General features: G+C 68.3%; 23 protein-coding genes. 14 read left to right on the top strand and 9 right to left on the bottom strand.

Going from position 1 to position 23,916, the window contains the following annotated elements; translation table 11 throughout:
* Positions 1-153: 153 nt before the first annotated feature.
* From A5681_RS21210 to A5681_RS21165, 10 genes are all read left to right on the top strand, one after another.
* Positions 154-471: a hypothetical protein gene (locus A5681_RS21210; RefSeq protein ID WP_231996385.1), complete on the top strand. Its 318-nt coding sequence runs from the start codon at positions 154-156 to the stop codon at positions 469-471.
* 67 nt (positions 472-538) lie between these two features.
* Positions 539-766 (top strand): hypothetical protein, encoded by a 228-nt coding sequence (locus tag A5681_RS21205; protein WP_082968476.1) that lies wholly within the window; start codon positions 539-541, stop codon positions 764-766.
* A gap of 89 nt (positions 767-855) precedes the next feature.
* Entirely contained in the window at positions 856-1,590 is a 735-nt protein-coding gene (locus A5681_RS21200; RefSeq protein WP_067279837.1) for an NUDIX hydrolase, read from the top strand.
* On the top strand, positions 1,587-3,968 hold the full coding sequence (locus tag A5681_RS21195; RefSeq protein ID WP_067279834.1) for a hypothetical protein: 2,382 nt from the start codon (positions 1,587-1,589) through the stop codon (positions 3,966-3,968). Before A5681_RS21200 ends, A5681_RS21195 begins: the two co-directional genes overlap by 4 nt.
* On the top strand, positions 3,965-7,570 hold the full coding sequence (locus A5681_RS21190; RefSeq protein ID WP_067279831.1) for a murein biosynthesis integral membrane protein MurJ: 3,606 nt from the start codon (positions 3,965-3,967) through the stop codon (positions 7,568-7,570). The genes A5681_RS21195 and A5681_RS21190 overlap by 4 nt, the downstream gene beginning before the upstream one ends.
* Positions 7,571-7,632: 62 nt before the next feature.
* Entirely contained in the window at positions 7,633-8,244 is a 612-nt protein-coding gene (gene sigM / locus A5681_RS21185; protein WP_067279828.1) for an RNA polymerase sigma factor SigM, read from the top strand.
* Positions 8,237-8,965: a hypothetical protein gene (locus tag A5681_RS21180; protein WP_067279825.1), complete on the top strand. Its 729-nt coding sequence runs from the start codon at positions 8,237-8,239 to the stop codon at positions 8,963-8,965. The genes sigM and A5681_RS21180 overlap by 8 nt, the downstream gene beginning before the upstream one ends.
* Positions 8,966-9,055: 90 nt before the next feature.
* Positions 9,056-10,063, top strand: coding sequence for a thioredoxin-disulfide reductase (gene trxB / locus A5681_RS21175; RefSeq protein WP_067279821.1), 1,008 nt, complete (start codon positions 9,056-9,058; stop codon positions 10,061-10,063).
* On the top strand, positions 10,060-10,413 hold the full coding sequence (gene trxA / locus A5681_RS21170) for a thioredoxin (RefSeq protein ID WP_067279818.1): 354 nt from the start codon (positions 10,060-10,062) through the stop codon (positions 10,411-10,413). The genes trxB and trxA overlap by 4 nt, the downstream gene beginning before the upstream one ends.
* A 134-nt stretch (positions 10,414-10,547) precedes the next feature.
* On the top strand, positions 10,548-11,768 hold the full coding sequence (locus tag A5681_RS21165; RefSeq protein WP_067279815.1) for an N-acetylmuramoyl-L-alanine amidase: 1,221 nt from the start codon (positions 10,548-10,550) through the stop codon (positions 11,766-11,768).
* Here the strand turns inward: A5681_RS21165 and A5681_RS21160 are convergent.
* From A5681_RS21160 to rpmH, 9 genes are all read right to left on the bottom strand, one after another.
* Positions 11,765-12,517 (bottom strand): acetyltransferase, encoded by a 753-nt coding sequence (locus A5681_RS21160; RefSeq protein WP_067279811.1) that lies wholly within the window; start codon positions 12,515-12,517, stop codon positions 11,765-11,767. The two genes, A5681_RS21165 and A5681_RS21160, sit on opposite strands and share 4 nt — an antisense overlap.
* A gap of 264 nt (positions 12,518-12,781) precedes the next feature.
* A complete protein-coding gene (locus A5681_RS21155; protein WP_067279808.1) occupies positions 12,782-13,765 on the bottom strand; it encodes a ParB/RepB/Spo0J family partition protein in 984 nt (327 codons plus the stop codon).
* Positions 13,766-13,788: 23 nt separating this feature from the next.
* Positions 13,789-14,793, bottom strand: a complete 1,005-nt coding sequence (locus A5681_RS21150) for a ParA family protein (protein WP_082968472.1) — start codon at positions 14,791-14,793, stop codon at positions 13,789-13,791.
* Complete coding sequence (gene rsmG / locus A5681_RS21145) at positions 14,790-15,527, bottom strand: 16S rRNA (guanine(527)-N(7))-methyltransferase RsmG (protein ID WP_067280040.1); 738 nt, start codon at positions 15,525-15,527, stop codon at positions 14,790-14,792. Before rsmG ends, A5681_RS21150 begins: the two co-directional genes overlap by 4 nt.
* A gap of 59 nt (positions 15,528-15,586) precedes the next feature.
* On the bottom strand, positions 15,587-16,150 hold the full coding sequence (locus tag A5681_RS21140) for a protein jag (RefSeq protein ID WP_067280038.1): 564 nt from the start codon (positions 16,148-16,150) through the stop codon (positions 15,587-15,589).
* A gap of 79 nt (positions 16,151-16,229) precedes the next feature.
* Entirely contained in the window at positions 16,230-17,339 is a 1,110-nt protein-coding gene (gene yidC, locus A5681_RS21135; RefSeq protein ID WP_082968471.1) for a membrane protein insertase YidC, read from the bottom strand.
* Positions 17,323-17,667: a membrane protein insertion efficiency factor YidD gene (gene yidD / locus A5681_RS26740; RefSeq protein ID WP_082968470.1), complete on the bottom strand. Its 345-nt coding sequence runs from the start codon at positions 17,665-17,667 to the stop codon at positions 17,323-17,325. Before yidD ends, yidC begins: the two co-directional genes overlap by 17 nt.
* Complete coding sequence (rnpA, locus tag A5681_RS21125) at positions 17,664-18,026, bottom strand: ribonuclease P protein component (RefSeq protein ID WP_067279801.1); 363 nt, start codon at positions 18,024-18,026, stop codon at positions 17,664-17,666. The genes yidD and rnpA overlap by 4 nt, the downstream gene beginning before the upstream one ends.
* A gap of 23 nt (positions 18,027-18,049) precedes the next feature.
* On the bottom strand, positions 18,050-18,193 hold the full coding sequence (gene rpmH, locus A5681_RS26735; protein ID WP_073880743.1) for a 50S ribosomal protein L34: 144 nt from the start codon (positions 18,191-18,193) through the stop codon (positions 18,050-18,052).
* Between the two features lie 605 nt (positions 18,194-18,798).
* Here rpmH and dnaA point away from each other — a divergent pair.
* From dnaA to A5681_RS21105, 4 genes are all read left to right on the top strand, one after another.
* Positions 18,799-20,331, top strand: a complete 1,533-nt coding sequence (gene dnaA, locus A5681_RS21120) for a chromosomal replication initiator protein DnaA (protein WP_067280033.1) — start codon at positions 18,799-18,801, stop codon at positions 20,329-20,331.
* A gap of 535 nt (positions 20,332-20,866) precedes the next feature.
* Positions 20,867-22,066: a DNA polymerase III subunit beta gene (gene dnaN, locus A5681_RS21115; RefSeq protein ID WP_067279797.1), complete on the top strand. Its 1,200-nt coding sequence runs from the start codon at positions 20,867-20,869 to the stop codon at positions 22,064-22,066.
* A complete protein-coding gene (gene recF, locus A5681_RS21110) occupies positions 22,067-23,212 on the top strand; it encodes a DNA replication/repair protein RecF (RefSeq protein ID WP_067279794.1) in 1,146 nt (381 codons plus the stop codon).
* Positions 23,209-23,769: a DUF721 family protein gene (locus A5681_RS21105; RefSeq protein ID WP_067279790.1), complete on the top strand. Its 561-nt coding sequence runs from the start codon at positions 23,209-23,211 to the stop codon at positions 23,767-23,769. Before recF ends, A5681_RS21105 begins: the two co-directional genes overlap by 4 nt.
* The last annotated feature ends 147 nt before the right edge of the window (positions 23,770-23,916 follow it).

Here is a 23,916-nt window from a genome sequence, read left to right as displayed (position 1 = left end):
GAGGAGCCTCGCACCCGTCGCCGGCATAGGCGTCGCGCAATGGGCGGTGAATTGACCTCCCGGCGGCCGGCAGTAGCGTTACGCGCGACGGGAAGGTGGACAGCGGGGTGATCGGGTGGTGCATCTCCGATGCATAAGCCAGGGCCTGTCCGAGTGAACTTCTTCGATACCCGCGCCTGGCGCACGGCGACGTGGTCGGCGCCCTTCGTCGTGCAAGTGATCCTGGCGATGTTGCTGGTCGCCATGTGGTTGCTGGGCAAGTGGCCGTTCTACACGCACAACGCGTACACCGGCGAGCGCGAATGGATGCTCACCGCCACCGTCGTGACGACGATCGTCTCGCTGCTGTTCGGCGCCGCGCTGCTGAGGTCGCCATCGCCGCGCAGTCGCGGTCTGGGCATCAGCACCTTGAGCTGCTCGGCGGTCGTGCTCGCGGGCGGAACCATCTTCGCTTTTCTGGTCCTGCGCTGAAGGGCCGTCGATGACAGACAACCGGTACGGCCCGCTGACATTCGCAGTAGCCCTCCTGCACGTCTTCGTGGTGGATTTCGTCACCTGGCTGTTCGTTCTGCCGATGTGGCCCTTGGTGGTTATCGTCCTGCCGGCCACGCTGGGGTACGTCGGCATCGGCGCCCTCGTCGCGCGGGCATCGGGCGGACTCGGCCAGATCGGCCGCGGGATGATGATCGGCAGCCTGTCCGGGCCGCTCTCCCTGCTGGTCTTCATCCCCGCTTTTGTCGCGGCCCACGCGATCGGCCCGATCTGACCAGACGCATTCGCCCCTGACCCATCGCACACCCGGCCTGCGGCGAGTATGTCCAGGGAGACAATGCCGTGCCAGCTACTATCGCTTGGGTGTCGGACGGCGAACAGGGCAAGCCACGTCGGCGCCGGGGGCGGCGGCGCGGTCGTGGCACTGCGAGTTCGACCGAGAACCAGACGAACGGCCAAGCGCCCACCGACTCGACGGCGACGAAGTCGCGCCGATCCCGTTCGCCGCGACGCGGGCCGGATCGGCTGCGGACCGTGCACGAAACATCCGCCGGCGGGCTGGTCGTCGACGGCCTCGACGGGCCGCGAGACTCTCAGGTGGCAGCCCTGATCGGCCGCGTCGATCGGCGCGGGCGGATGCTGTGGTCATTGCCCAAGGGCCACATCGAAATGGGTGAGACCGCCGAGCAGACCGCGATAAGAGAGGTGGCCGAGGAGACCGGCATCCGCGGCAGCGTGCTGGCCGCCCTGGGCCGGATCGACTACTGGTTCGTCACCGACGGCCGCCGGGTGCACAAGACGGTGCACCACTACTTACTGCGCTTCTCCGGCGGAGAGCTGTCCGACGAGGACCTCGAGGTCGCCGAGGTGGCCTGGGTGCCGGTGCACGAGCTGCCGTCGAAGCTGGCTTACGCCGACGAACGGCGGCTCGCCCGGGTCGCCGACGAGCTGATCGACAAGTTGCAGACCGACGGTCCCGCCGCCCTGCCGCCGCTGCCAGCCACCTCTCCGCGGCGCCGCCCGCAAACGCACTCCCGCACCCGGCATGCCGACAAGCCGGCCACCAGCCGGAAGAACGGCCACGGGCCAGGGCCGTGACGGCATCCCGCCTCTGCTTGTTGCGCCTCGCGGCAGTCATCGGCATCGTGGCCGGATTCGCGGTGCTCACCTGGCCCGCCGTGCCGCGCGCGGCCGCCGGTGAACCCGGCGTCACGCCGTTCGTCCGGGTTCGCATCGACCAAGTCACGCCGGACGTGGTCACGACGTCCAGCCAACCCGTCGTCACCGTCACCGGCATGGTGACCAACATCGGCGACCGCCCCGTCCGGGACGTCATGGTCCGGCTCGAACACGCCGGGCCCGTCACCGCGTCCGCGGCGTTGAGGACCTCCCTGGACGGCGACACCGACCAATACCAACCGGCCGCCGACTTCCTCACGGTCTCTCCCGAATTGCAGCGCGGGCAGCAAGTCGGCTTCACCCTGTCGGCTCCGTTGCGCTCGCCCGCCAAGCAATCGCTGGGCATCGATAAGCCGGGCATCTACCCGGTCTTGGTCAACGTGAACGGCACACCGGATTACGGCGCCCCCGCGCGGCTGGACAACGCGCGCTTCCTGCTGCCCGTCGTCGGCGTGCCGCCCGACCAGGGCGGCGATCCGGGCTCCGCCGTCGCACCCGACACCTCCAAGCCCGTGTGGCTGACCATGCTGTGGCCGCTGGCCGACCGGCCCCGGCTGGCCCCCGGCGTGCCCGGCGGCACCATCCCCGTCCGCCTCGTCGATGACGACCTCGCGACCTCCTTGGCGAGCGGCGGCAGGCTGGACATCTTGCTGTCGGCGGCCGAGGTGGCGACCAGCCACGACGTTGACCCCGACGGCGCGGTGGGCCGAGCGCTATGTCTGGCCGTCGACCCGGACCTGCTCGTCACCGTCAACGCGATGACCGCCGGCTACGTGGTGTCCGATTCACCCGACGGGCCCGCGCAGCTCCCCGGCACCCCCACCCACGCGGGCGCCGGGCAGGCCGCGGCCGCCGAGTGGCTCAACCGGCTCCGCGCGCTGGCACACCGCACCTGCGTGGCGCCGCTGCCGTATGCGCAAGCCGACCTGGACGCCCTGCAGCGCGTCAACGACCGCGGGCTGAGCGCCACCGCGACCACCGGCGTCAACAGCATCGTCGACCGCATCCTGGACGTGGCGTCCGTGCACGGGGCCACGCTGCTGCCCGACGGACCGTTGACCAGCCGCGCGGTCAACCTGCTCGGCGGCAACGAAAGCACGGTCGCCATAGCCGCGGCCGAACTGTCCGCGCCGGACGGGCAAGCGTCCTCCGACATCACCGTGGACACCGCGCCGCAGCGGCTGTCCCCGCAAGTCGTGCTTGCCCCGTTCGACCCGGCGGTGGGTGCCGCGCTGGCCGGGGCGGGCAGCTCGCCGTCCGTCCCCACCTATCTGGATTCCTCGCTGAACGTCCGGCTCGCGCACGACTCGGTGACCGCGCGCCGACAGGACGCGCTCGGGTCCATGTTCTGGCACGCCTTGCAGCACGACGACGCGCCCCGCACGCAGGTCCTGGTCCCGCCGGCGACGTGGAACCTGCAGGCCGACGACGCTCACGTCATCCTGACCGCGCTGACCACCACCATCCGGTCCGGGCTGGCGATCCCGCGGTCGCTGCCGGCGGTGATTTCCGAGGCCGCGGCCCGCACCGAGCCGTCCGAACAGGTCGGCGCCTACACCTCCGCGCGCGGCCGATTCGGCGACGACGTCACCGCCCTGGTGGCCGGGCAGGTCGGCCGGGTGTGGGGTCTGACGGCCGCGCTGAGCACCGACGAACGCACCGGACTGACCGGCATCCAGTACACCGCGCCGCTGCGCGAAGACATGCTGCGCGCGCTCAGCGAATCCGAGCCCCCTGACACCCGCAACGGAATGGCCCAGCAGCGCCTGGCCGTCGTCGGCAAGACGATCAACGACCTGTTCGGCGCGGTCACGATCGTCAACCCGGGCGGCTCCTACACCCTGGCCACCGAACACAGCCCGCTGCCGCTCGCGCTGCACAACGGCCTCGCCGTTCCCATCCGGGTGCGGTTACAGGTCGACGCCCCGCCGGGCATGACGGTCACCGACGTCGGCCAGATCGAGCTGCCGCCGGGATACCTGCCGCTGCGGGTGCCGATCGAAGTGAACTTCACCCAACGGGTCGCGATCGACGTGTCGCTGCGAACCCCGGACGGCCTGCGGCTGGGCGAGCCGGTGCGCATGTCGGTGCATTCCAACGCCTACGGCAAGGTGCTGTTCGCGATCACCCTGACGGCCGCGGCCGTGCTGGTGTTGCTGGCCGGCCGTCGCCTGTGGCACCGCTTTCGGGGCCAGCCCGACCGCGCCGACCTGGACCGGCCCGACCCGCCCGGCGCGCGATCCGCGGGGGTGGACGACGCGGCCGACGACCGGGTCGAACAAGAGCACCGAGTATGAAGCCCGCCCACCGGCAGGCCCCACCGCAACCGCACCGCCTGCCCGAGCCGCCGCGGCGACCCCGCAACCCGGGCTCGCCGCCCACGGGTCCCCTGCCGCCCGTCCCCGCGGGGATCGACCGCCGACGCCCCGAACTCTCCGACGCCGCCCTGGTGTCGCGGTCGTGGGCGATGGCCCTCGCCACGCTGGTCAGCCGGCTCACCGGCTTCGCCCGGGTCGTGCTCCTGGCGGCGATCCTGGGCGCCGCGCTGTCCAGTGCGTTCTCGGTGGCCAACCAGCTGCCGAACCTGGTCGCCGCGCTGGTCCTCGAGGCGACCTTCACCGCCATCTTCGTTCCGGTGCTGGCCCGCGCCGAGCAGAGCGACCCCGACGGCGGCGCGGCCTTCGTGCGTCGCCTGGTCACCCTGACGACCGCGCTGTTGGTGTTGGCGACGGCGTTGTCGGTGCTCGCGGCGCCGCTGCTGGTCCGGTTGATGCTGGGCCGGGTTCCGCAGGTCAACGAGCCGCTGACGACCGCGTTTGCCTACCTGCTGCTTCCCCAGGTGCTGGCCTACGGCCTCACGTCGGTGTTCATGGCGATCTTGAACACCCGCAACGTGTTCGGGCCGACGGCATGGGCGCCAGTCGTCAACAACGTCGTCGCACTCGCGACCTTGGCGGTGTATGCGGCCGTCCCCGGTGAGCTCTCGGTCGACCCCGTGCGGATGGGCAACACCAAGCTGCTGGTCCTCGGCATCGGCACCACGCTGGGCGTGTTCGCGCAGACGGCGGTGCTGCTGGTGGCGCTGCGCCGGCAGCGCGTCGACCTGCGTCCGCTGTGGGGAATCGACGAGCGCCTCAAGCGGTTCGGCACCATGGCCGCGGCGATGGTGCTCTACGTGCTGATCAGCCAGCTCGGCCTGGTGGTCGGCAACCAGATCGCCAGCACGGCGGCGGCGTCGGGCCCCGCGATCTACAACTACACCTGGCTGGTCCTGATGCTGCCGTTCGGCATGATCGGTGTCACCGTGCTGACGGTGGTGATGCCGCGGCTGAGCCGCAACGCCGCCGCGGACGACACCCGGGCCGTGCTGGCGGACCTTTCGCTGGCCACCCGCCTGACGCTGATCACGCTGATCCCGATCGTCGCGGTCATGACCGTCGGCGGGCCCGCGATCGGCAGCGCGCTGTTCGCCTACGGCCACTTCGGCGGGGTCGACGCCGGCTACCTGGGCGCCGCGATCGCGCTGTCGGCGTTCACGCTGATCCCCTACGGGCTGGTGCTGCTACAGCTGCGGGTCTTCTACGCGCGCGAGCAGCCCTGGACGCCGATCGTCATCATCCTCGTCATCACGGCCGTCAAGATCGTCGGATCCGTGCTGGCGCCCCACCTCACCGATGACCCGAAGCTGGTCGCCGGTTATCTGGGGCTGGCCAACGGCATTGGGTTCCTGGCCGGCGCGATCATCGGCTACATCCTGTTGCGCCACACCCTGCTGCCGGCGGGCGGCCAGTTGATCGGCAAAGGCGAGCTGCGCACCATCCTGGTCACGATCACCGCCTCGATGCTGGCCGGTCTGGTGGCCCATGTGGCCGACCGGCTGTTGGGGCTGGACGCGCTGACCGCACACGGCGGCGCGGCGGGGTCTTTGTTGCGGCTGCTGATCCTGGGGGTGATCATGTTGCCGATCATGGCGGGGGTCATGCTCGGCGCCCGCGTCCCCGAGGCGCAGGCCGCGCTGGACGTCGTCCGCCGCCGCCTCGGCCGTGCGGCGGTGCCCCGCAAACCGGTGACAAAGGACCAATCGTCTCGGCGGGCCCCGGTCACGTACCCTGAGCAGAGGAATTCGTCCCCGCCTGGGGTAAATGCGGTCCAGGAGCCGATCCGGCGCAGACCTCCGGAGCGGGCAGCCCAAGCCCGGATAGCGAAAGGACCGGAGGTGACCGACCGCCCTATCGAGAGTGCCGCGTCGGGTGCCGAGCTGCCACGACCGGTTGCCGACGACTTCCAGCCCGACATCCCCGCCGAGCGCGCGCCGGAATCACCGGCGCGCCCGTCCAATGGGGACCTGCCGCCCGAATCGCGGCGCGGCGCTGCCCCGTTCGACCCGCCCCGGGACCGCGGCGGGGACCCGGCCGGCGACGACGTCCACCTGGTCCCCGGCGCCCGGATCGCCGGCGGCCGCTACCGGCTGCTGGTCTTCCACGGCGGCGCGCCGCCCCTGCAGTTCTGGCAGGCGCTCGACACCGCGCTGGACCGGCAGGTGGCGTTGACGTTCGTCGACCCCGACGGGGCGTTGCCCGACGACGTGCTGCAGGAGATCCTGTCCCGCACGCTGCGCCTGAGCCGGATCGACAAACCCGGCATCGCGCGGGTGCTCGACGTGGTCCACACCGGCCACGGCGGCTTGGTGGTCTCCGAATGGGTGCGCGGCGGGTCCCTGCAGGAAGTGGCCGACACCGCGCCGTCCCCCGTCGGCGCCGTCCGGGCCATGCAATCGCTGGCCGCGGCCGCCGACGCGGCCCACCGGGCCGGCGTCGCATTGTCGATCGACCACCCGAGCCGGGTCCGCGTCAGCATCGAGGGTGACGTCGTCCTCGCGTATCCGGCCACCATGCCGGACGCCAACCCGCAGGCCGACATCCGCGGCATCGGCGCCGCGCTCTACGCCCTGCTGGTCAATCGGTGGCCGCTCACGGAGTCCAGCGTGCGTAGCGGCCTCGCGCCGGCCGAACGCGATTCGGCGGGCCAGCCCGTCGAACCGATGATCATCGACCGCGGCATTCCCTTCCAGATTTCGGCCGTCGCCGTGCGGGCGGTTCAGGAGGACGGCGGGATACGTAGCGCCTCAACGCTTTTGAACTTGCTCCAGCAGGCGACCGCGGTGGCCGACCGGACCGAGGTGCTGGGTCCGATCGACGATTCGCCCGCGCCGGCCACCGCCCGCGAAACCGCGGGCCCGGACGAAGCGGCCTTCGCGCGCAGGCGCCGTAACCTGCTGATCGGCATGGGCGCCGGCCTTGCCGTCATCATCGTGGCCCTACTGGTCTTGGCGTCGGTGGTGAGCAAGATCTTCGGCAACGTCGGTGGCGGTCTGAACAAGGACGAGCTGGGGTTGAACGGCCCGTCGTCGTCTTCCTCGTCGTCGGCCCCCAGTTCCGCGGCCGCCGGCAGCGTCGTCAAGCCGACCAAGGCGTCGGTCTACTCCCCCGACGGCGACGCCGACAACGCGAGCACGGCCGGGCAGGCGATCGACGGCGACCCCACGACCGCCTGGGCCACCGAGGTCTACACCGACGCCGTCCCGTTCCCCAGCTTCAAGCAGGGCGAAGGGCTGATGCTGCAGCTGCCGAGCGCGACGGTGATCGGCCAGGTCAGCATCGACACCCCCAGCAGCGGCACCAAGGTCGAGATCCGGTCGTCGGCCACGGCGTCGCCGGCCTCCCTGAACGACACCACGGTGCTGGCGCCGGCGTTCACGCTCAAGCCCGGCCACAACGTCATTCCGGTGCGGGCCGGTTCGCCGACCTCGAATCTGCTGGTGTGGATCTCCACGCTGGGAACCACCAACGGCAAGAGCCAGGCCGGCTTTTCGGAGATCACGATCCAGGCCGCTTCCTGAGCGCCCACAGATCCGTCCCGTGGTGAAGTGCCGCCCCACGGCCGATTGGTTACTGTCCGGCCGTGGGCTCCCGGGGAGACATCCAGCGCGAACGCAGTGATGCCGAGCTGCTGGCAGCGCATGTCGCCGGCGACCGCCACGCCTTCGGTGAGTTGTTCCTGCGCCACCAACGACAGCTGCACCGGCTCGCCCGGCTCACCACCCGCACCGCCGAGGACGCCGAGGACGCGCTGCAGGACGCCATGCTCTCGGCGCATCGCGGCGCCGGCGCGTTCCGGCATGACGCCGCCGTCGGCAGCTGGCTGCATCGCATCGTCGTCAACGCGTGCCTGGACCGGCTGCGGCGCATCAAGGCCCACCCGACCGTCCCGCTGGAGGATGTCTACGCGGTGGCTGACCGGACCGCCCAGGTCGAGACCGCCATCATGGTGCAGCGCGCCTTGATGCGGCTGCCCGTCGAGCAGCGGGCCGCGGTGGTGGCGGTCGACATGCAGGGCTACTCGGTGGCCGACACCGCCGCGCTGCTGGGCGTCGCCGAGGGCACCGTCAAGAGCCGATGCGCCCGGGCTCGCCTTCGTCTGGCGGAACTGCTCGGCTACCTGAACGCCGCTGCCGACCCCGCCCCACCGATGGCCGTCAAGCAACCCATGACGGACACTGGGGCGGATGGGTGAAGCCGACGACCAAGGCGACGAGCCGCCCCTGACGGTTGAGCTTCTCGCCGACCTGCAGGCCGGCCTGCTCGATGACGAATCCGCGGCCCGCGTGCGCCAACGGGTTCGCGACAATCCGGAAGCCGAGAAGATCCTGCGCGCCCTCAACCGGGCCCGCAGCGACGTCGCGACGCTGGGTGCCGAGCCGGCGCCCGACGTCCCGCCCGAGGTGACCGCCCGGATCTCGGCGGCGCTGGAATCGGCGGGGAGCGGCCAGCCCGTCGCGCATTCCGCGCGGCCACGGGTTAGGCCGGCGCGGGTGGTGGCCGGGGTGGCCGGCGTCGGTGCTCTGCTCGCGGCGGTCGGCGTGGGCACCGCGGCGCTGATCAACGCGCCCGAGCCCGCCCCCAGCACCGGGGTGACCGCCGAGCACATCACGGTGTCGACGCCGCCCATGGCCATCCCGTTGTCGCAGGACGAGATCCTCGGTCTGCTTGCCCACGCCCCGGACTACGGCCCACTGGGCGACCCGGCGCGGCGCGCCTCCTGCCTGACCGGCCTCGGCTATCCGGCGTCCACGCAGGTGCTGGGCGCCCGGCCGGTCGAGGTCAACGCGCGCCCGGGCGTCGTGCTGGTGGTGCCGGGCGACACTCCGCGCAGCCTGGCGGTTTACGCGGTCGCCCTGAACTGCAGCGCCGCCGATACCGGCCTGTTGGCCAGCACGCAGGTCCCGCGCCCCTAATGTGGTGCGATGGGTTGGCCGACGCCCGGGAACAGCGGTGCCTACGCTGGCGTTTGTAGGTATCCAGGGACGATTTCTTGAAAGGGTTCTATGACCGCCGACACTGTGCACGACGTGATCATCATCGGTTCTGGTCCCGCTGGATACACCGCGGCGTTGTATACGGCGCGGGCGCAGCTGGCCCCTCTGGTGTTCGAGGGAACGTCGTTTGGTGGCGCGTTGATGACCACCACCGAGGTGGAGAATTTCCCCGGTTTCCGCGACGGCATCACGGGCCCGGAGCTGATGGACCAGATGCGCGAACAGGCGCTGCGGTTCGGCGCCGATCTGCGAATGGAAGACGTCGAAGCGGTATCGCTGGACGGGCCGGTCAAGTCGGTGACCACCGCCGAAGGCGAGACCTTCCACGCGCGGGCGGTCATCTTGGCCATGGGCGCGGCGGCTCGGTATCTGGGGGTGCCCGGTGAGCAGGAGCTGTTGGGCCGCGGCGTGAGCTCGTGTGCGACCTGTGATGGGTTCTTCTTCAAAGACCAAGACATCGCGGTCGTCGGCGGTGGCGACTCGGCGATGGAAGAAGCGACCTTCTTGACCCGGTTCGCGCGCAGCGTCACCCTGGTGCACCGCCGCGACGAGTTCCGCGCGTCACGCATCATGCTCGACCGTGCCCGGGAGAACGACAAGATCACCATCTTGACCAACAAGGCGGTGCTCGCTGTCGAGGGCGACCAGACGGTGACAGGTTTGCGGTTGCGCGACACGGTGACTGGGGAGGAATCCACTTTGCCGGTCACGGGTGTGTTCGTCGCGATCGGTCACGACCCACGCTCGGAGTTGGTCCGCGATGTGCTCGACACCGACCCCGACGGTTACGTTCTGGTCAAGGGCCACACTACTGCAACGTCGATCGACGGGGTGTTCGCCGCGGGTGACTTGGTGGACCGCACCTACCGCCAGGCTGTCACCGCCGCCGGCAGTGGCTGCGCGGCGGCCATCGACGCCGAACGCTGGCTGGCCGACCACGTCGAATCAAGCTCGGCAGCCCAAAGCGACGCAACCGAATTTCCTGGCAGTACCAAGATGATTGGAGCACCTCAATGACCAACGCCGAAAAAGCCGGGGCCACAATCGAAGTCTCTGACGCATCGTTCTCCACCGAGGTGTTGTCCAGCAATAAGCCTGTGTTGGTTGACTTTTGGGCCACCTGGTGTGGCCCGTGCAAGATGGTCGCGCCGGTTCTCGAGGAGATCGCGAGTGAGCGGGCCGAGCAGCTCACCATCGCCAAGCTGGACGTCGACGCCAATCCGGTAACCGCTCGCGACTTCCAGGTCGTCTCGATTCCGACCATGATCCTGTTCAAGGACGGGCAGCCGGTGAAGCGGATCGTCGGCGCCAAGGGCAAGGCGGCGCTGCTGCGTGAGCTCTCGGACGCGGTTCCCAACCTGAGCTGATCGTTGAATTAAGACGCCGCACCACGCCCCGCGTTCAGCCTGGGGTTTTCCCGATTAGGCGAAGCATCTGCGACAATTGCTGTTAGCTGTTGCCCAGATGTGAGCCTGTCAGTGTGTCCCGGAGGGCCTTTGGTATGTCGAGTCCGCGCCGTGAATACGGCGATGCGCTGCGCTGTGGTGACCGCAGCGCAGCTGTGACCGAAATCCGGGCCACGCTGGCAACGCTAGGGCTGCTGGACACCCCGGAGGAAGAACTCGCCACCGGGCGGCTGGTACCCCCCGAGCTTTTCGACGCCGAATTGGACCAGGCGGTGCGGGCCTTCCAACAGCACCGCGGCCTGCTGGTCGACGGCATCGTCGGCGAGGCCACCTACCGCGCGTTGAAGGAGGCGTCGTACCGGCTGGGCGCGCGCACGCTGTATCACCAATTCGGTGCCCCGCTCTACGGTGACGACGTCGCCACGCTGCAGGCCCGGCTCCAGGACCTCGGTTTCTACACCGGCCTGGTCGACGGGCACTTCGGGTTGCAGACCCACAATGCCCTGATGTCGTACCAGCGCGAGTACGGGCTGGCCGCCGATGGCATCTGTGGTCCAGAAACGTTGCGCTCCTTGTACTTTCTGAGCTCTCGCGTCACGGGCGGCTCCCCTCACGCGATTCGCGAGGAGGAGCTGGTCCGCCGCTCGGGGCCGAAGCTCTCGGGCAAGCGGATCATCATCGATCCGGGCCGCGGCGGCACCGACCTCGGGGAGCTGATGCAGGGCCCGTCGGGTCCGGTCAGCGAAGCAGATGTGCTGTGGGACTTGGCGAGCCGGCTCGAGGGGCGAATGACCGCCATCGGCATGGAAACGTTCCTGTCGCGACCGGTCAACCGCAGCCCGTCCGACGCCGAACGCGCCGCCACGGCCAACAACGTGGGGGCCGACCTGATGATCAGCTTGCGCTGCGAGAACCAGCCCAGCCCGGCGGCCAACGGCGTCGCTTCCTTTCATTTCGGAAACTCACACGGCTCGGTCTCCACGATCGGGCGCAACCTCGCGGACTTCATCCAACGAGAAGTGGTGGCCCGCACCGGGTTACGCGATTGCCGAACACACGGCCGGACGTGGGATCTGTTGCGCTTGACTCGAATGCCCACCGTGCAGGTCGACGTCGGCTACATCACCAACCCGCAGGACCGCGCGATGCTCATCTCCACCCAAACCCGCGACGCCATCGCGGAAGGGATTCTCGCCGCGGTCAAGCGGCTCTACCTGCTGGGCAAGAACGACCGGCCCACCGGCACTTTCACCTTCGCCGAACTGCTGGCTCACGAACTGTCGGTGGAGCGGGCCAGCCGGCTCGGCGGCTCCTAGCCGATCTCGGCGCCGCGCAACGTATTTCCGGCCGCGGTCCCCGCTCCGACCGGCTCTTGCAACTGGGCGTTTTCCAGTAGCCGCTCCAGGGCGGCCTCGACTTCGGCCTTCCATCCGAGGCCTTTGTCCAGCTCGAGACGCAGCCGCGGAAAGTACGGGTGCGGCGCCACCACAACGAAACCCGCGTCCTGCAAGAAGTCGGCGTCCAGCACGCAGTGGTCCACCGAGCAATCACCGACGGCCTCCAACACCGGCCGCACGTCCGGGCTCGCCGCCAGCGGGTCCTGCAACTCCGAAGCCGCCGGTGTGCGCCCGAAGGCTTCGAGCGCCCGCACGCCGCGACGGACCAGTTCGTCGATCACCCGGGCGAGAAGCCCGTGTGGCAGGTCGTCGGTGGCCTGCCCGGGCTCGATACCCATCGACGTCAGGAGCACCGCGTCCGCCGACACCGGCGCGGTGGGAAATCGCTGGGCGCGCGGCACCGCCCGCGGCGGCGCGTAGAAGACATAGCCCAGGCACGGTGGTTCGCTCTGGCTCCTGTCATCGGTGGCCGCCGTCGCGACCTGCCCGCACGAGCCCCACTCCAGCATGACCATCGACAGCCACGCTTCTTTCTCGAATTCGGGATCGGCGAGGTGGTCCTGGTTACCGAGGGTCGCCGGGTCGACCTCCCAGTACACGCAGCGGCGCGCATGCTTGGGAAGCTGCTCGAAGGCCTCGAGGCGCAACGGTGTGATTCGAGCGGACACTAGCCTCCTGGCTCCTGTGCGGTACTGCAGCCAATTGCACCGGCAACCCCTCCAGGATAGGAGAGTATGTCGCAATCGGGCCAGCTTTGGCGTCGAGGCGCCGGTCACGGCGCGGGCACGCTCGGGGCGTTAGCGTCCCAACCGATTCGTTACCGAAAATCCTTGAAACGCATGCGCTTTCGTAATGCCGCGTGCCGGAAGCCGCTCGTTGCCAATTCGTGGCCGCTCCGGTGTCACAGTGACGTAATTACAGCGTATGGCGGGTCAGGCCTTCGCTGGGGTCATCATGTCGATAATCCGCTGCAGATCGTCGACGGACCCGAACTCCACGACGATCTTCCCCTTGCGCTTGCCCAGGCTGACCGTGACCCGCGTATCGAAGGCGTTCGACAACCGCTCGGCCACCTCCTGCAAACCGGGCATCTGGATCGGCTTGCGCCGCTGCGGCGCCGGGGTGGTCGCGCCGGCCCGATTCGCCAGCGTCACGGCCTCCTCGGTCGCCCGCACGGACAGTCCCTCCGCGACGATCCGGCTGGCCAGTTCCTCTTGGGCCTCGGGCCCGGCTTCCAGCGACAACAGGGCGCGGGCGTGGCCGGCCGACAGGACGCCCGCCGCCACCCGCCGTTGCACCGGAATCGGCAGCTTGAGCAGCCGGATCATGTTGGTGATCAGGGGCCGCGAGCGACCGATCCGCGAGGCAAGTTCGTCGTGGGTGACGCCGAATTCGTCCAGCAGCTGTTGGTAGGCCGCCGCCTCTTCCAAGGGGTTCAACTGCACCCGGTGAATGTTCTCCAGTAGGGCGTCGCGGAGCAGGTTGTCGTCGCCGGTCTCGCGCACGATGGTGGGAATGGTGGCGAGCCCCGCCTCTTGGGCCGCCCGCCAGCGCCGCTCCCCCATCACGATCTGATAGCGGGGACCCGTCTTCGCGCCGGGCACGGCGCGCACAACGATCGGCTGCAGCAGACCGAACTCGCGGATGGAATGCACCAGCTCCGAGAGTGCCTCGTCGTCGAACACCTGCCGCGGCTGGCGCGGGTTGGGCTCGATGTCGGACGGCGCGATCTCGCGATACACCGCGCCGGCCGGGGCCAGGTCCGGACCCGGTCCCCCGATCAACACGTCCGCCGCCGCATCGCCCATCCGCGGACCCAGGGTCGCGGGACCCGAATCGCCCTCGGCGGGACCGGTCGGGATCAGCGAAGCGAGGCCGCGGCCGAGGCCGCCCTTCTTGCGTAACGGCTGCGTCATGGTCGTCCCTTCACGGATGGTGGTCAATCACGTTCGGCGAGTTCGCGGCTCGCGTCGAGGTAGCTCATCGCCCCGCGCGATCCGGGGTCGTAATCGATGATCGTCATGCTGTAGCCCGGCGCCTCCGAGACTTTCACGCTGCGCGGGATCACCGTGCGCAGTACCTTGGCCCCGAAGTAGCGGCGTACCTCCTCGGCGACCTGGTCGGCCAGCTTGGTCCGGCCGTCGTACATCGTGAGGACGACGGTGCTGACGTTGAGTTGCGGGTTGAGGTGGGCCTTGACCATCTCGATGTTGCGCATCAGCTGGGACACCCCCTCCAGCGCGTAGTACTCGCACTGGATCGGGATCATCACCTCTGGCGCGGCGACGAGCGCATTGATCGTGAGCAGTCCCAGGGACGGCGGGCAGTCGACGAAGACGTAGTCGAAGTCGAGGTCGTCGAGGTCGGCCAGGGCGGTCCGCAACCGGTTCTCGCGCGCCACCATGCTGACCAATTCGATTTCGGCGCCGGCCAAGTCGATGGTGGCCGGGACGCAGAACAGCCGGTCGTTGTGGGGGCTGCGCCGCAGCGCGTCCTTGACGGGGACCTCGCCGATGAGCACCTCGTACGACGAGGGCGTCCCGGACTGCCGGTCGGTGATGCCGAGCGCCGTGCTGGCGTTGCCCTGCGGGTCGAGGTCGATGACCAACGTCTTGAGTCCCTGCAGGGCGAGCGCGGCGGCGAGGTTGACTGCGGTGGTGGTCTTGCCGACGCCGCCCTTCTGGTTGGCGACGGTGAGGATTCGACGGTGGCTCGGGCGGCGCAGCGGTGGGTAGGTGGTGTGCAGAACGCGCATGGCGCGCTCGGCGGCCGCGCCGATCGGGGTATCGAATTCGTCCGGTGTTTCACGTGAAACATTGGCGGTCGGGTCGTCGATGGCGCCGGGAACGAGGGGCGCTGGAGCGTCTTGCGCGGTGGGTGCCTGAACGTGCGCGGCGCTCGGATGTGGCCCCGCGGCCGCCGGCGAATCTCCCGGAGTGCTCATCGGTTCCCCGCCTTCCCGCTCCGTACCGACTGCCGCCGCGGCCGCTCTCCGCGTCGCGCTAAAACTACGGTTGCGGGGGGACGCAAATAGGTCGCGCCACATGTCACCACCCTGGCATCAACGGCGCCCGATGCTGCCATCACACGCCGGTACTGTTCAACTTCCTCGCGGCCGCGCTCGCCTTTGATCGCGAGCATCCGGCCCCCGGGCCGCAGCAACGGCATGCTCCACTTCGCCAACTTGTCCAACGACGCAACCGCTCGTGACACCGCCGCATCCCTTTCCCCGAACCGGTGGCGTACCCACAGTTCCTCGGCACGGCCGCGGACCACTTCGACGGCCAACCCTAGTTGGTCGACGACCTCGGTGAGAAATTCACTCCGCCGCAACAGCGGCTCCAGGAGAACCATCTCGACGTCCGGCCGCACGAGGGCGAGCGGGATGCCCGGCAACCCCGCGCCGCTGCCGATGTCGATGACCCGCTCCCCCTCCGCCAGGAGCTCCGCGAGGGCGGCGCTGTTCAAGAGATGCCGGTCCCAGATGCGGTCGACTTCGCGCGGACCCAGGAGCCCACGCTCCACTCCCGGGCCGGCAAGCAGCTGGGCGTACCGGCGGGCGAGATCGAGGCGCGGGCCGAAGATCGTCTCGGCCGCCTCCGGCGCGGCGCCGGGCTGCGGGGGGTCGGGGTGGTCCACCGGGGGTTCGACGGGGCCGACATGTTTCACGTGAAACATCCTCTGCTTTGCCTGACGCGCCACGGTGCACAGCGGCGGAACTACACGCCTGTAACTCGCTAGTCGTGCAAGACGACGACGCGGCGCGCGGGCTCCACGCCCTCGCTCTCGCTGTGCACGCCGGGCACCGCCGCGACGGCGTCGTGAACGATCTTGCGTTCGAACGGCGTCATCGGGGACAGCTCCTCGCGCTCGCCGGATTCGAGCACCCGGCGCGCCACCTTGTCGCCCAGCGCGGCCAGTTCCTCCCGGCGGCGCCGGCGCCAACTCGCGATGTCCAGCATCAGCCGACTACGGACACCGGTCTTCTGGTGCACGGCCAACCGGGTCAGCTCCTGCAGCGCATCGAGCACCTCGCCGCCGCGGCCCACCAACTTGTTCAAGTCGTCGCTGCCGTCGATGCTCACCACCGCGCGGTTGCCCTCGACGTCCAGATCGATGTCGCCGTCGAAGTCCAACAAGTCGAGCAACTCTTCCAGGTAGTCGCCGGCGATCTCGCCCTCGGCGACCAACCGGTCCTCCAGGTCGTCGATCTCGTCCGCGCCCGCCTCGACCCCGTTCTCCGACTGTGCGTCGAGCTCGGTGTCGGCGTCGGGCTCGGTGGTGGTGTCTGCGTCTGTCATGTCGTTCTCTCCCTCATCCACGGGTCCTGCCAATTGCGGTCACCCACCCGAGCGGCCCGCCATGGCCCTGTCTCCCTTGTCAGCGTTTGCGTTTCTTGGGTCGCGCGCCCGGCCGCGGCGTGCGGTTGGCCGTGCCCCCGTTTTGTCCACCTGGAGTCGGCTTGCCCGCCGGTGGCTTCGGCGACGCGTCCTCGCCTTCGGCTCCATCGGAGTCCACCGCCCCGTCCCCCGCGGCCGGCGACCCATTGCCCGCCGGCTGCCCCGCCTTCGGGCTTCGCTTGGGTTTCGCTCCCGGCGCCGGCGCATTGGCCGCTCGGCGCTCCAGCGCTTCTTGCTTCTTGGCCTCGTCCTCTTTCTCGATCATGCCGAACACGTAGTGCTGCTGACCAAAGGTCCAGATGTTGTTCGCGAACCAGTACAAGATGATCGCGAGCGGCAGGAACGGACCGCCGACAACCACGCCTAGCGGAAAGACGTACAACGCAAGCTTGTTCATCATCGCGGTCTGTGGATTGGCCGCAGCCTCAGGACTTTGCCGCGCGACCGACGCCCGGCTGTTGAAGTACGTCGCGATGCCGGCCAGGATCATCACCGGCGCTCCGACCGCGATCACGGCCGGCCGGCTGAAGACCGTGAACGCGTCCAACCCGGTCCGCTGCGTCATGAACGCGCCGATCGGGGCGCCGAACAAATTCGCGTCCAAGAAGTGTCCGACGTCCGTCGGCGTGAACACGTAGTTTCCGGTCATCCGGTTCTGCGCTACCGACAGGTGCGGCTGGCCGAAACCGCCGGTCGTCCGGTTGAACGACCGCAACACGTGATACAGCCCGATGAAGACCGGGATCTGGGCGAGCATCGGCAGGCAGCCAAGGATGGGGTTGAAGCCGTGCTCGCGCTGCAGCTTCTGCATCTCCAGCGCCATGCGCTGGCGGTCCTTGCCGTACTTCTTCTGCAGCGCCTTGATCTGCGGTTGCAGTTCCTGCATCTGCCGCGTGGTACGGATCTGCCGCACGAACGGTTTGTAGAGCAGCGCGCGCAGGGTGAACACCAGGAACATGACCGACAGCGCCCACGCGAAGAAGCTCGACGGTCCCAACATCGCGGCGAAGAGCTTGTACCAGACCCACATGATCCACGACACCGGGTAGTAGACGAAGTCGAGGCTAAAGAAATCAAACAAGAGTTCCACTCTCCCCTCGCGCCGCCGGGCATGCCGCCGCGGCGCTGACGTCTTCGAAGTTCTCGCATCCCGGGCGGTCGGGTATCGGATCCCATCCGCCCCGATGCCATGGTCCGCACTTGGCGAGCCTCAGCACAGCCAACCAACTCCCCCGCACCAAGCCGTACTCGGTCAAGGCATCGACCGCATACTGGCTGCACGTCGGCACGAAGCGACACGTTGCCGGCCGCAATGGCGAAACCATGTGCCGATACAGCTGGATCAACCGGATCAGGCCCCGGGCGGCCGCGCTCCCCGCCGCGTGAATGACGGACCGCGCCGGCGCCGCCGCAGTCACCGGTCCCGTCCCGCCGCCTCGAGCGCCCGCCGCACACCGCGGCGCAACTCTTCTGCCAACCGAGCCGACGAGGCGGTCCGGCTGCCGGGCAACGCGCGGATGACCATCTGGTCGGAATCGTCGAGCTCCCCCAAGACGGACCGCGCGACGTGCCGCAGCCGGCGCGATACCCGGTGGCGGTCGACCGCCGAGCCCACGGACTTGCCGACGATCAAGCCGACGTGCGGAGCGCCGGCCGCCTCACCGTCGGCTCGGCGGCGCAGATGGACCACGACGTCAGGTTGCGCCGCACGAATCCCGCGCTTCACCGTCGCGTCGAATTCCGATGACCGCCTCATGCGGTTGCGTGCCGGAAGCACCGCCGAAAAACCCGACGTTGCGATCAGGCAGATAGCGCGCGGCGCCCCTTACGGCGCCGGCTCGACACAATCGAGCGTCCGGCGCGGGTGCGCATGCGCAACCGGAAGCCATGCACGCGGGCTCGGCGCCGGTTGTTCGGCTGGAAGGTCCGCTTGCCCTTGGCCACGACGTTCTCCTCGTTGTGTCTCGCATTTCCAGCCGGCCGGCCAGACGTCTCGCTCGGGTTCGTCTGCGGGTCGGTCGGAGGTAATCTTGCTGCTGGCCGGCGCGGTCCCCAGGCAGACCTGGGTCGCAGCCGCATCGCCGACTTTCGGGCGACTGTTTGAGGGTACTGACCAGGCTTCGCCTGGTCAAACCTGGCCTGCCCCAACGAACCCGCTCGATCGCCGGCGGAAAACGGTGCCGCGGCGCCCGGCCCACACCCGGTTCCGCACCGGTTGCGAGTCGAACCAGGCCCAACGAACCCTAAACAACCCGATTGGAATGCAGCAGAACGGTTGGCAGCCGCACGGAAAACTGTTAGCTTCTGCCAGTGTCGTTTTAGACTGCAACGGCGCTCGACAACGAAGCGAGGATGGTGGATCGACTAGCTGTCTAGACAGCCTTCATCGGTTTTCTTCCAGCACGGAGATCGCGAGCCGTCGCCGGTCGGTTGTGGCTTGCATACGCTCATCCTGTCCACACCTGTGTATAACTATGTGGACAGTTGCTTCGTCACCCAGCGCGGTTGTACTTCGACCCGGGATGCTCGAGAACCAGGGGGATGCGTCGTTGACCGATGACCCCGGTTCAAGTTTCACCACCGTGTGGAACGCGGTCGTTTCGGAGCTCAACGGAGAATCGACCCCGGACGGCGTGGCCGCCAACCGCACCACGCTGATCACTCCCCTCACCCCTCAACAGCGGGCCTGGCTGAATTTGGTCCAGCCGTTGACCATCGTGGAGGGGTTCGCGCTGTTGTCCGTGCCGAGCAGTTTCGTGCAGAACGAAATCGAACGTCACCTTCGCGCCCCGATCACCGATGCCCTCAGCCGTCGCCTCGGTCAACAGATTCAGCTCGGGGTGCGTATCGCGCCGCCCGACGACGACACCGACGAGACGCTGATCCCGCAAGCGGAACCGTTTGGCCAACCCGAAGCACCGCTCCCGGACGACGACGCCATCGACATCGATGAGGCCGACGAGAACGGCGAAGTCACCGACAGCGCGCAGCAGAGCTGGCCGAACTACTTCACCGAACGCCCGCACCCCACCGACCCGGCGGTCGCCGGCGGCACGAGTTTGAACCGTCGCTACACCTTCGACACGTTCGTCATCGGGGCATCCAATCGTTTCGCGCACGCGGCGGCCCTGGCGATCGCCGAAGCGCCCGCCCGCGCGTACAACCCGTTGTTCATCTGGGGTGAATCCGGTCTGGGCAAGACCCACCTGTTGCATGCCGCGGGCAACTACGCGCAGCGACTGTTCCCGGGGATGCGGGTGAAATACGTGTCCACCGAGGAATTCACCAACGACTTCATCAACTCGCTTCGCGACGACCGCAAGGTCGCCTTCAAGCGCAGTTACCGCGATGTCGACGTGCTGCTGGTGGACGACATCCAGTTCATCGAGGGCAAGGAAGGTATTCAGGAGGAGTTCTTCCACACCTTCAACACGCTGCACAACGCGAACAAGCAGATCGTCATCTCTTCGGATCGGCCGCCCAAGCAGCTCGCCACGCTCGAGGACCGCCTGCGGACCCGGTTCGAATGGGGCTTGATCACCGACGTCCAGCCGCCCGAACTCGAGACCCGCATCGCGATCCTTCGCAAGAAGGCACAGATGGAGCGGCTCGCGGTACCCGACGACGTTCTCGAACTCATCGCCAGCAGCATCGAACGCAACATCCGCGAACTCGAAGGCGCGTTGATCCGGGTCACCGCGTTCGCCTCTCTGAACAAAACCCCGATCGACAAGGCGCTGGCCGAAATCGTGCTGCGCGACCTCATCGCCGACGCCAGCACGATGCAGATCAGTGCCGCGACGATCATGGCCGCCACGGCTGAGTACTTCGACACCACGGTGGAGGAACTACGCGGGCCCGGCAAGACGCGGGCACTCGCCCAGTCACGCCAGATCGCGATGTATCTATGCCGCGAGCTCACCGACCTGTCGCTGCCCAAGATCGGGCAGGCATTCGGCCGCGATCACACCACGGTCATGTACGCCCAGCGCAAGATCTTGTCCGAAATGGCCGAGCGGCGTGAGGTCTTCGATCACGTCAAAGAGCTCACCACCCGCATCCGCCAGCGCTCCAAGCGCTGACTGCGGGCTCCCCTGAGCACCCGACGGCACATTTTTTCCAAAAAACTTCTCGCACGTCTGTCACACCCGCCACACCACGAGGTTGTGCGCAGGAGTGTGCACAACGCAATCAAACATCCGTGTACTACGCGGTCGCGCGTGCACAACCGCCCTTGCTCCCCAATGACCCAACACCGGACTCACAGTTGTGCACCCCGTCATCCACAGCCCCATCCCCGCCCTAGCTGCGCCGAACCGTGGCTGTCCCCAGAATGCACAGGCCTTATTACTAGTACTGAGATCTCTTCGTCGTTTCTTCTTTGAAATACAGCGTTGGGGAGGCTCGGCCGAACACCCCGCGCGGATCCGCCGGTAACCGGGCTTGTCGGGGTTCTCGATTAGCTTTCAAGATGGCCCCGGACGATCTACGGTTGTTCTTCGACTGCCGTTGCGATCGTTGTGACAAGACGTGTCATGGAGTTCGCGGCGGAGCCCCGTGCTAGCGGACACGGCTAGCTACTGGACTTTTGAAACTCTCGGTAGGTGAAGGGACGCTATGGACGCGGCGACGACAAGAGCTGGCCTCAGCGACTTGAAGTTTCGTTTGGTGCGGGAGTCCTTCGCCGACGCGGTGTCGTGGGTGGCGAAGAACCTGCCCACCCGGCCGGCGGTGCCGGTGCTCTCGGGAGTGTTGCTATCCGGGTCCGATGAGGGCCTGACGATCTCCGGATTCGATTACGAAGTCTCCGCCGAAGCGCAAGTTGCAGCCGAAATCGCTTCTCCTGGAAGCGTTTTGGTGTCCGGAAGGTTGTTGTCGGACATCACCCGGGCATTGCCGAACAAGCCGGTCGACTTCTACGTCGACGGCAACCGCGTCGCCTTGAACTGCGGAAGTGCGAGATTTTCGTTGCCGACCATGGCGGTCGAGGATTACCCGACGCTGCCGGGCCTGCCGGAGGAGACCGGGACGTTGCCCGCGGATCTTTTCGCTGAGGCCATCAGCCAGGTCGCCATCGCTGCCGGTCGGGACGACACGTTGCCGATGTTGACGGGCATTCGCGTCGAGATTTCGGGCAATACGGTCGTTTTGGCCGCCACCGACCGGTTCCGCCTGGCGGTGCGCGAGCTGACCTGGTCGGCGTCGTCGCCGGACATCGAAGCTGCGGTGTTGGTGCCGGCGAAGACGTTGGCCGAGGCGGCCCGGGCGGGTGCCGACGGTTCGGAGGTTCGGTTGTCGTTGGGTGCGGGCGGCGGCGTCGGCAAAGACGGGCTGCTTGGCATCAGCGGCAACGGGAAGCGGAGTACGACGCGGCTGCTGGATGCGGAGTTCCCGAAGTTCCGTCAACTGTTGCCCGCCGAGCACACGGCGGTGGCGACCATCAACGTCGCCGAGCTGACGGAGGCGATCAAGCTGGTGGCGTTGGTCGCCGATCGCGGTGCTCAGGTGCGGATGGAGTTCTCCGAGGGGTCGCTGCGGTTGTCCGCGGGGGCTGACGACGTCGGGCGCGCCGAAGAGGATCTCGCGGTCGACTTCGTGGGCGAGCCGTTGACGATCGCGTTCAACCCGACCTACCTGACCGACGGGTTGGCCGCTGTTCATTCGGAACGGGTGTCATTCGGTTTCACCACGCCCGGGAAGCCGGCGTTGCTGCGTCCGGCCTCGGGTGACGACAGTTCACCCAGCGGAAACGGCCCCTTCGCGGCACTGCCGACGGATTACGTCTACCTGCTGATGCCAGTTCGGTTGCCCGGATAGGTGTACGTCCGGCATTTGGGACTGCGTGATTTCCGGTCCTGGGCGCACGCCGACCTTGAATTGGAGCCGGGCCGGACGGTGTTTGTCGGTTCCAACGGGTTCGGGAAAACGAATCTTGTTGAGGCGCTGTGGTTTTCGACTACGTTGGGCTCCCATCGGGTGGGCACTGATACGCCGTTGATCAGGGCCGGCGCCGACCGCGCGGTGGTGTCGACGATTGTGGTCAATGAGGGCCGGGAGTGCGCGATTGACCTGGAAATCGCGGCGGGACGCGCCAATAAGGCCCGGTTGAATCGGTCCCCGGTGCGCAGCACGCGGGAGGTTATCGGGGTTTTGCGCGCCGTGCTTTTTGCTCCCGAAGACCTGGCCTTGGTGCGTGGCGATCCTTCGGACCGCCGGCGCTACCTCGATGAGTTGGCGACGGTCCGGCGGCCGGCGGTGGCCGCGGTGCGGGCGGATTACGAGAAGGTTCTGCGCCAGCGCACGGCGTTGTTGAAGTCCGCCGGCGGAGTACGGCACCGGGGTGACCGCGGCGCCTTGGACACCCTCGATGTGTGGGACAGCCGGTTGGCGGAGCACGGCGCCGAGTTGATGGCCGCGCGGATCGACCTGGTGAACCAGTTGGCACCGGAGGTGGAGAAGGCGTATCAACTGCTCGCGCCGGCATCGCGCCCCGCGTCGATCGCCTACCGGACCAGCCTTGGCGCACACGCGGCGGGCGGTGATCGTGATTTCCTCGAAGCCGCATTGCTGGCCGCGCTTGCCGAGCGTCGGGACGCGGAGTTGGAGCGCGGCATGTGTCTGGTGGGCCCGCACCGCGACGACCTCGAGCTCTGGCTCGGTGACCAACCCGCCAAAGGCTTTGCCAGTCATGGGGAATCATGGTCGTTCGCGGTGGCGTTGCGGTTGGCCTCGTATGAGTTGCTGCGCGACGATGGCAGCGAGCCCGTGCTGTTGCTCGATGACGTGTTCGCCGAACTGGACGCGGCCCGTCGCCGGGCCCTGGCGACGGTGGCGGAAGCGGCGGAACAGGTATTGGTCACCGCCGCGGTGGTGGAGGACATTCCCGCGGGCTGGGCCGCCAGGCAGATACCGATCGAATTACGCGCCGACGACCTCGGTCGGGTCTCGGTGGTGCGGTCATGACGGGCCGCGACGGCGACCAGGATTCGCCGGCCGCCGACCCGGCCCTGCTGCGCGGCATCGACTTGGTCAGGCGCACCCTCGAGGAAGCACGCGCCGCGGCCCGCGCACAAGGAAAAGATGCCGGACGGGGCCGCGCGACTCCGCCGGCGACTCGCCGCGTGGCCGGCCAGCGCCGAAGCTGGTCGGGGCCCGGACCTGACGCACGCGATCCCCAACCCCTGGGCAGGCTCGCGCGTGACTTGGCGAAGAAGCGCGGCTGGTCGGCGCAGGTCGCCGAAGGCACCGTGCTCGGGAACTGGGCATCCGTGGTGGGCCAGCAGATCGCCGACCACGCGACGCCGACCACGCTGAGCGACGGGGTGCTCAGCGTGGCAGCTGAATCCACCGCCTGGGCCACGCAGTTGCGGATGATCCAGTCGCAACTGTTGGCCAAGATCGCCGCGGCCGTCGGCAACGGGGTGGTGACGTCGCTGAAAATCACCGGGCCGGCCGCGCCGTCGTGGCGCAAGGGGCCGCGCCACATCGCGGGACGAGGCCCGCGCGACACCTACGGTTAGCGGCGCGAACCATCCCCAGATCCGGTTTCGTCAACAGGCCGCTCAAAGCCGCCAGGACGACGTGAAGTGCCTTGATGCACGTCGGGACGCGGCGGGAATAGAAAAATCGCCCGCACGGCGCAGTTAGCTGGGTAGAAACGCGCCCAG

It is taken from the genome of Mycobacterium scrofulaceum (genome assembly GCF_001667885.1).
Lineage (GTDB): Bacteria > Actinomycetota > Actinomycetes > Mycobacteriales > Mycobacteriaceae > Mycobacterium > Mycobacterium scrofulaceum_C.
This window is presented reverse-complemented; position numbering and strand designations above follow the sequence as displayed.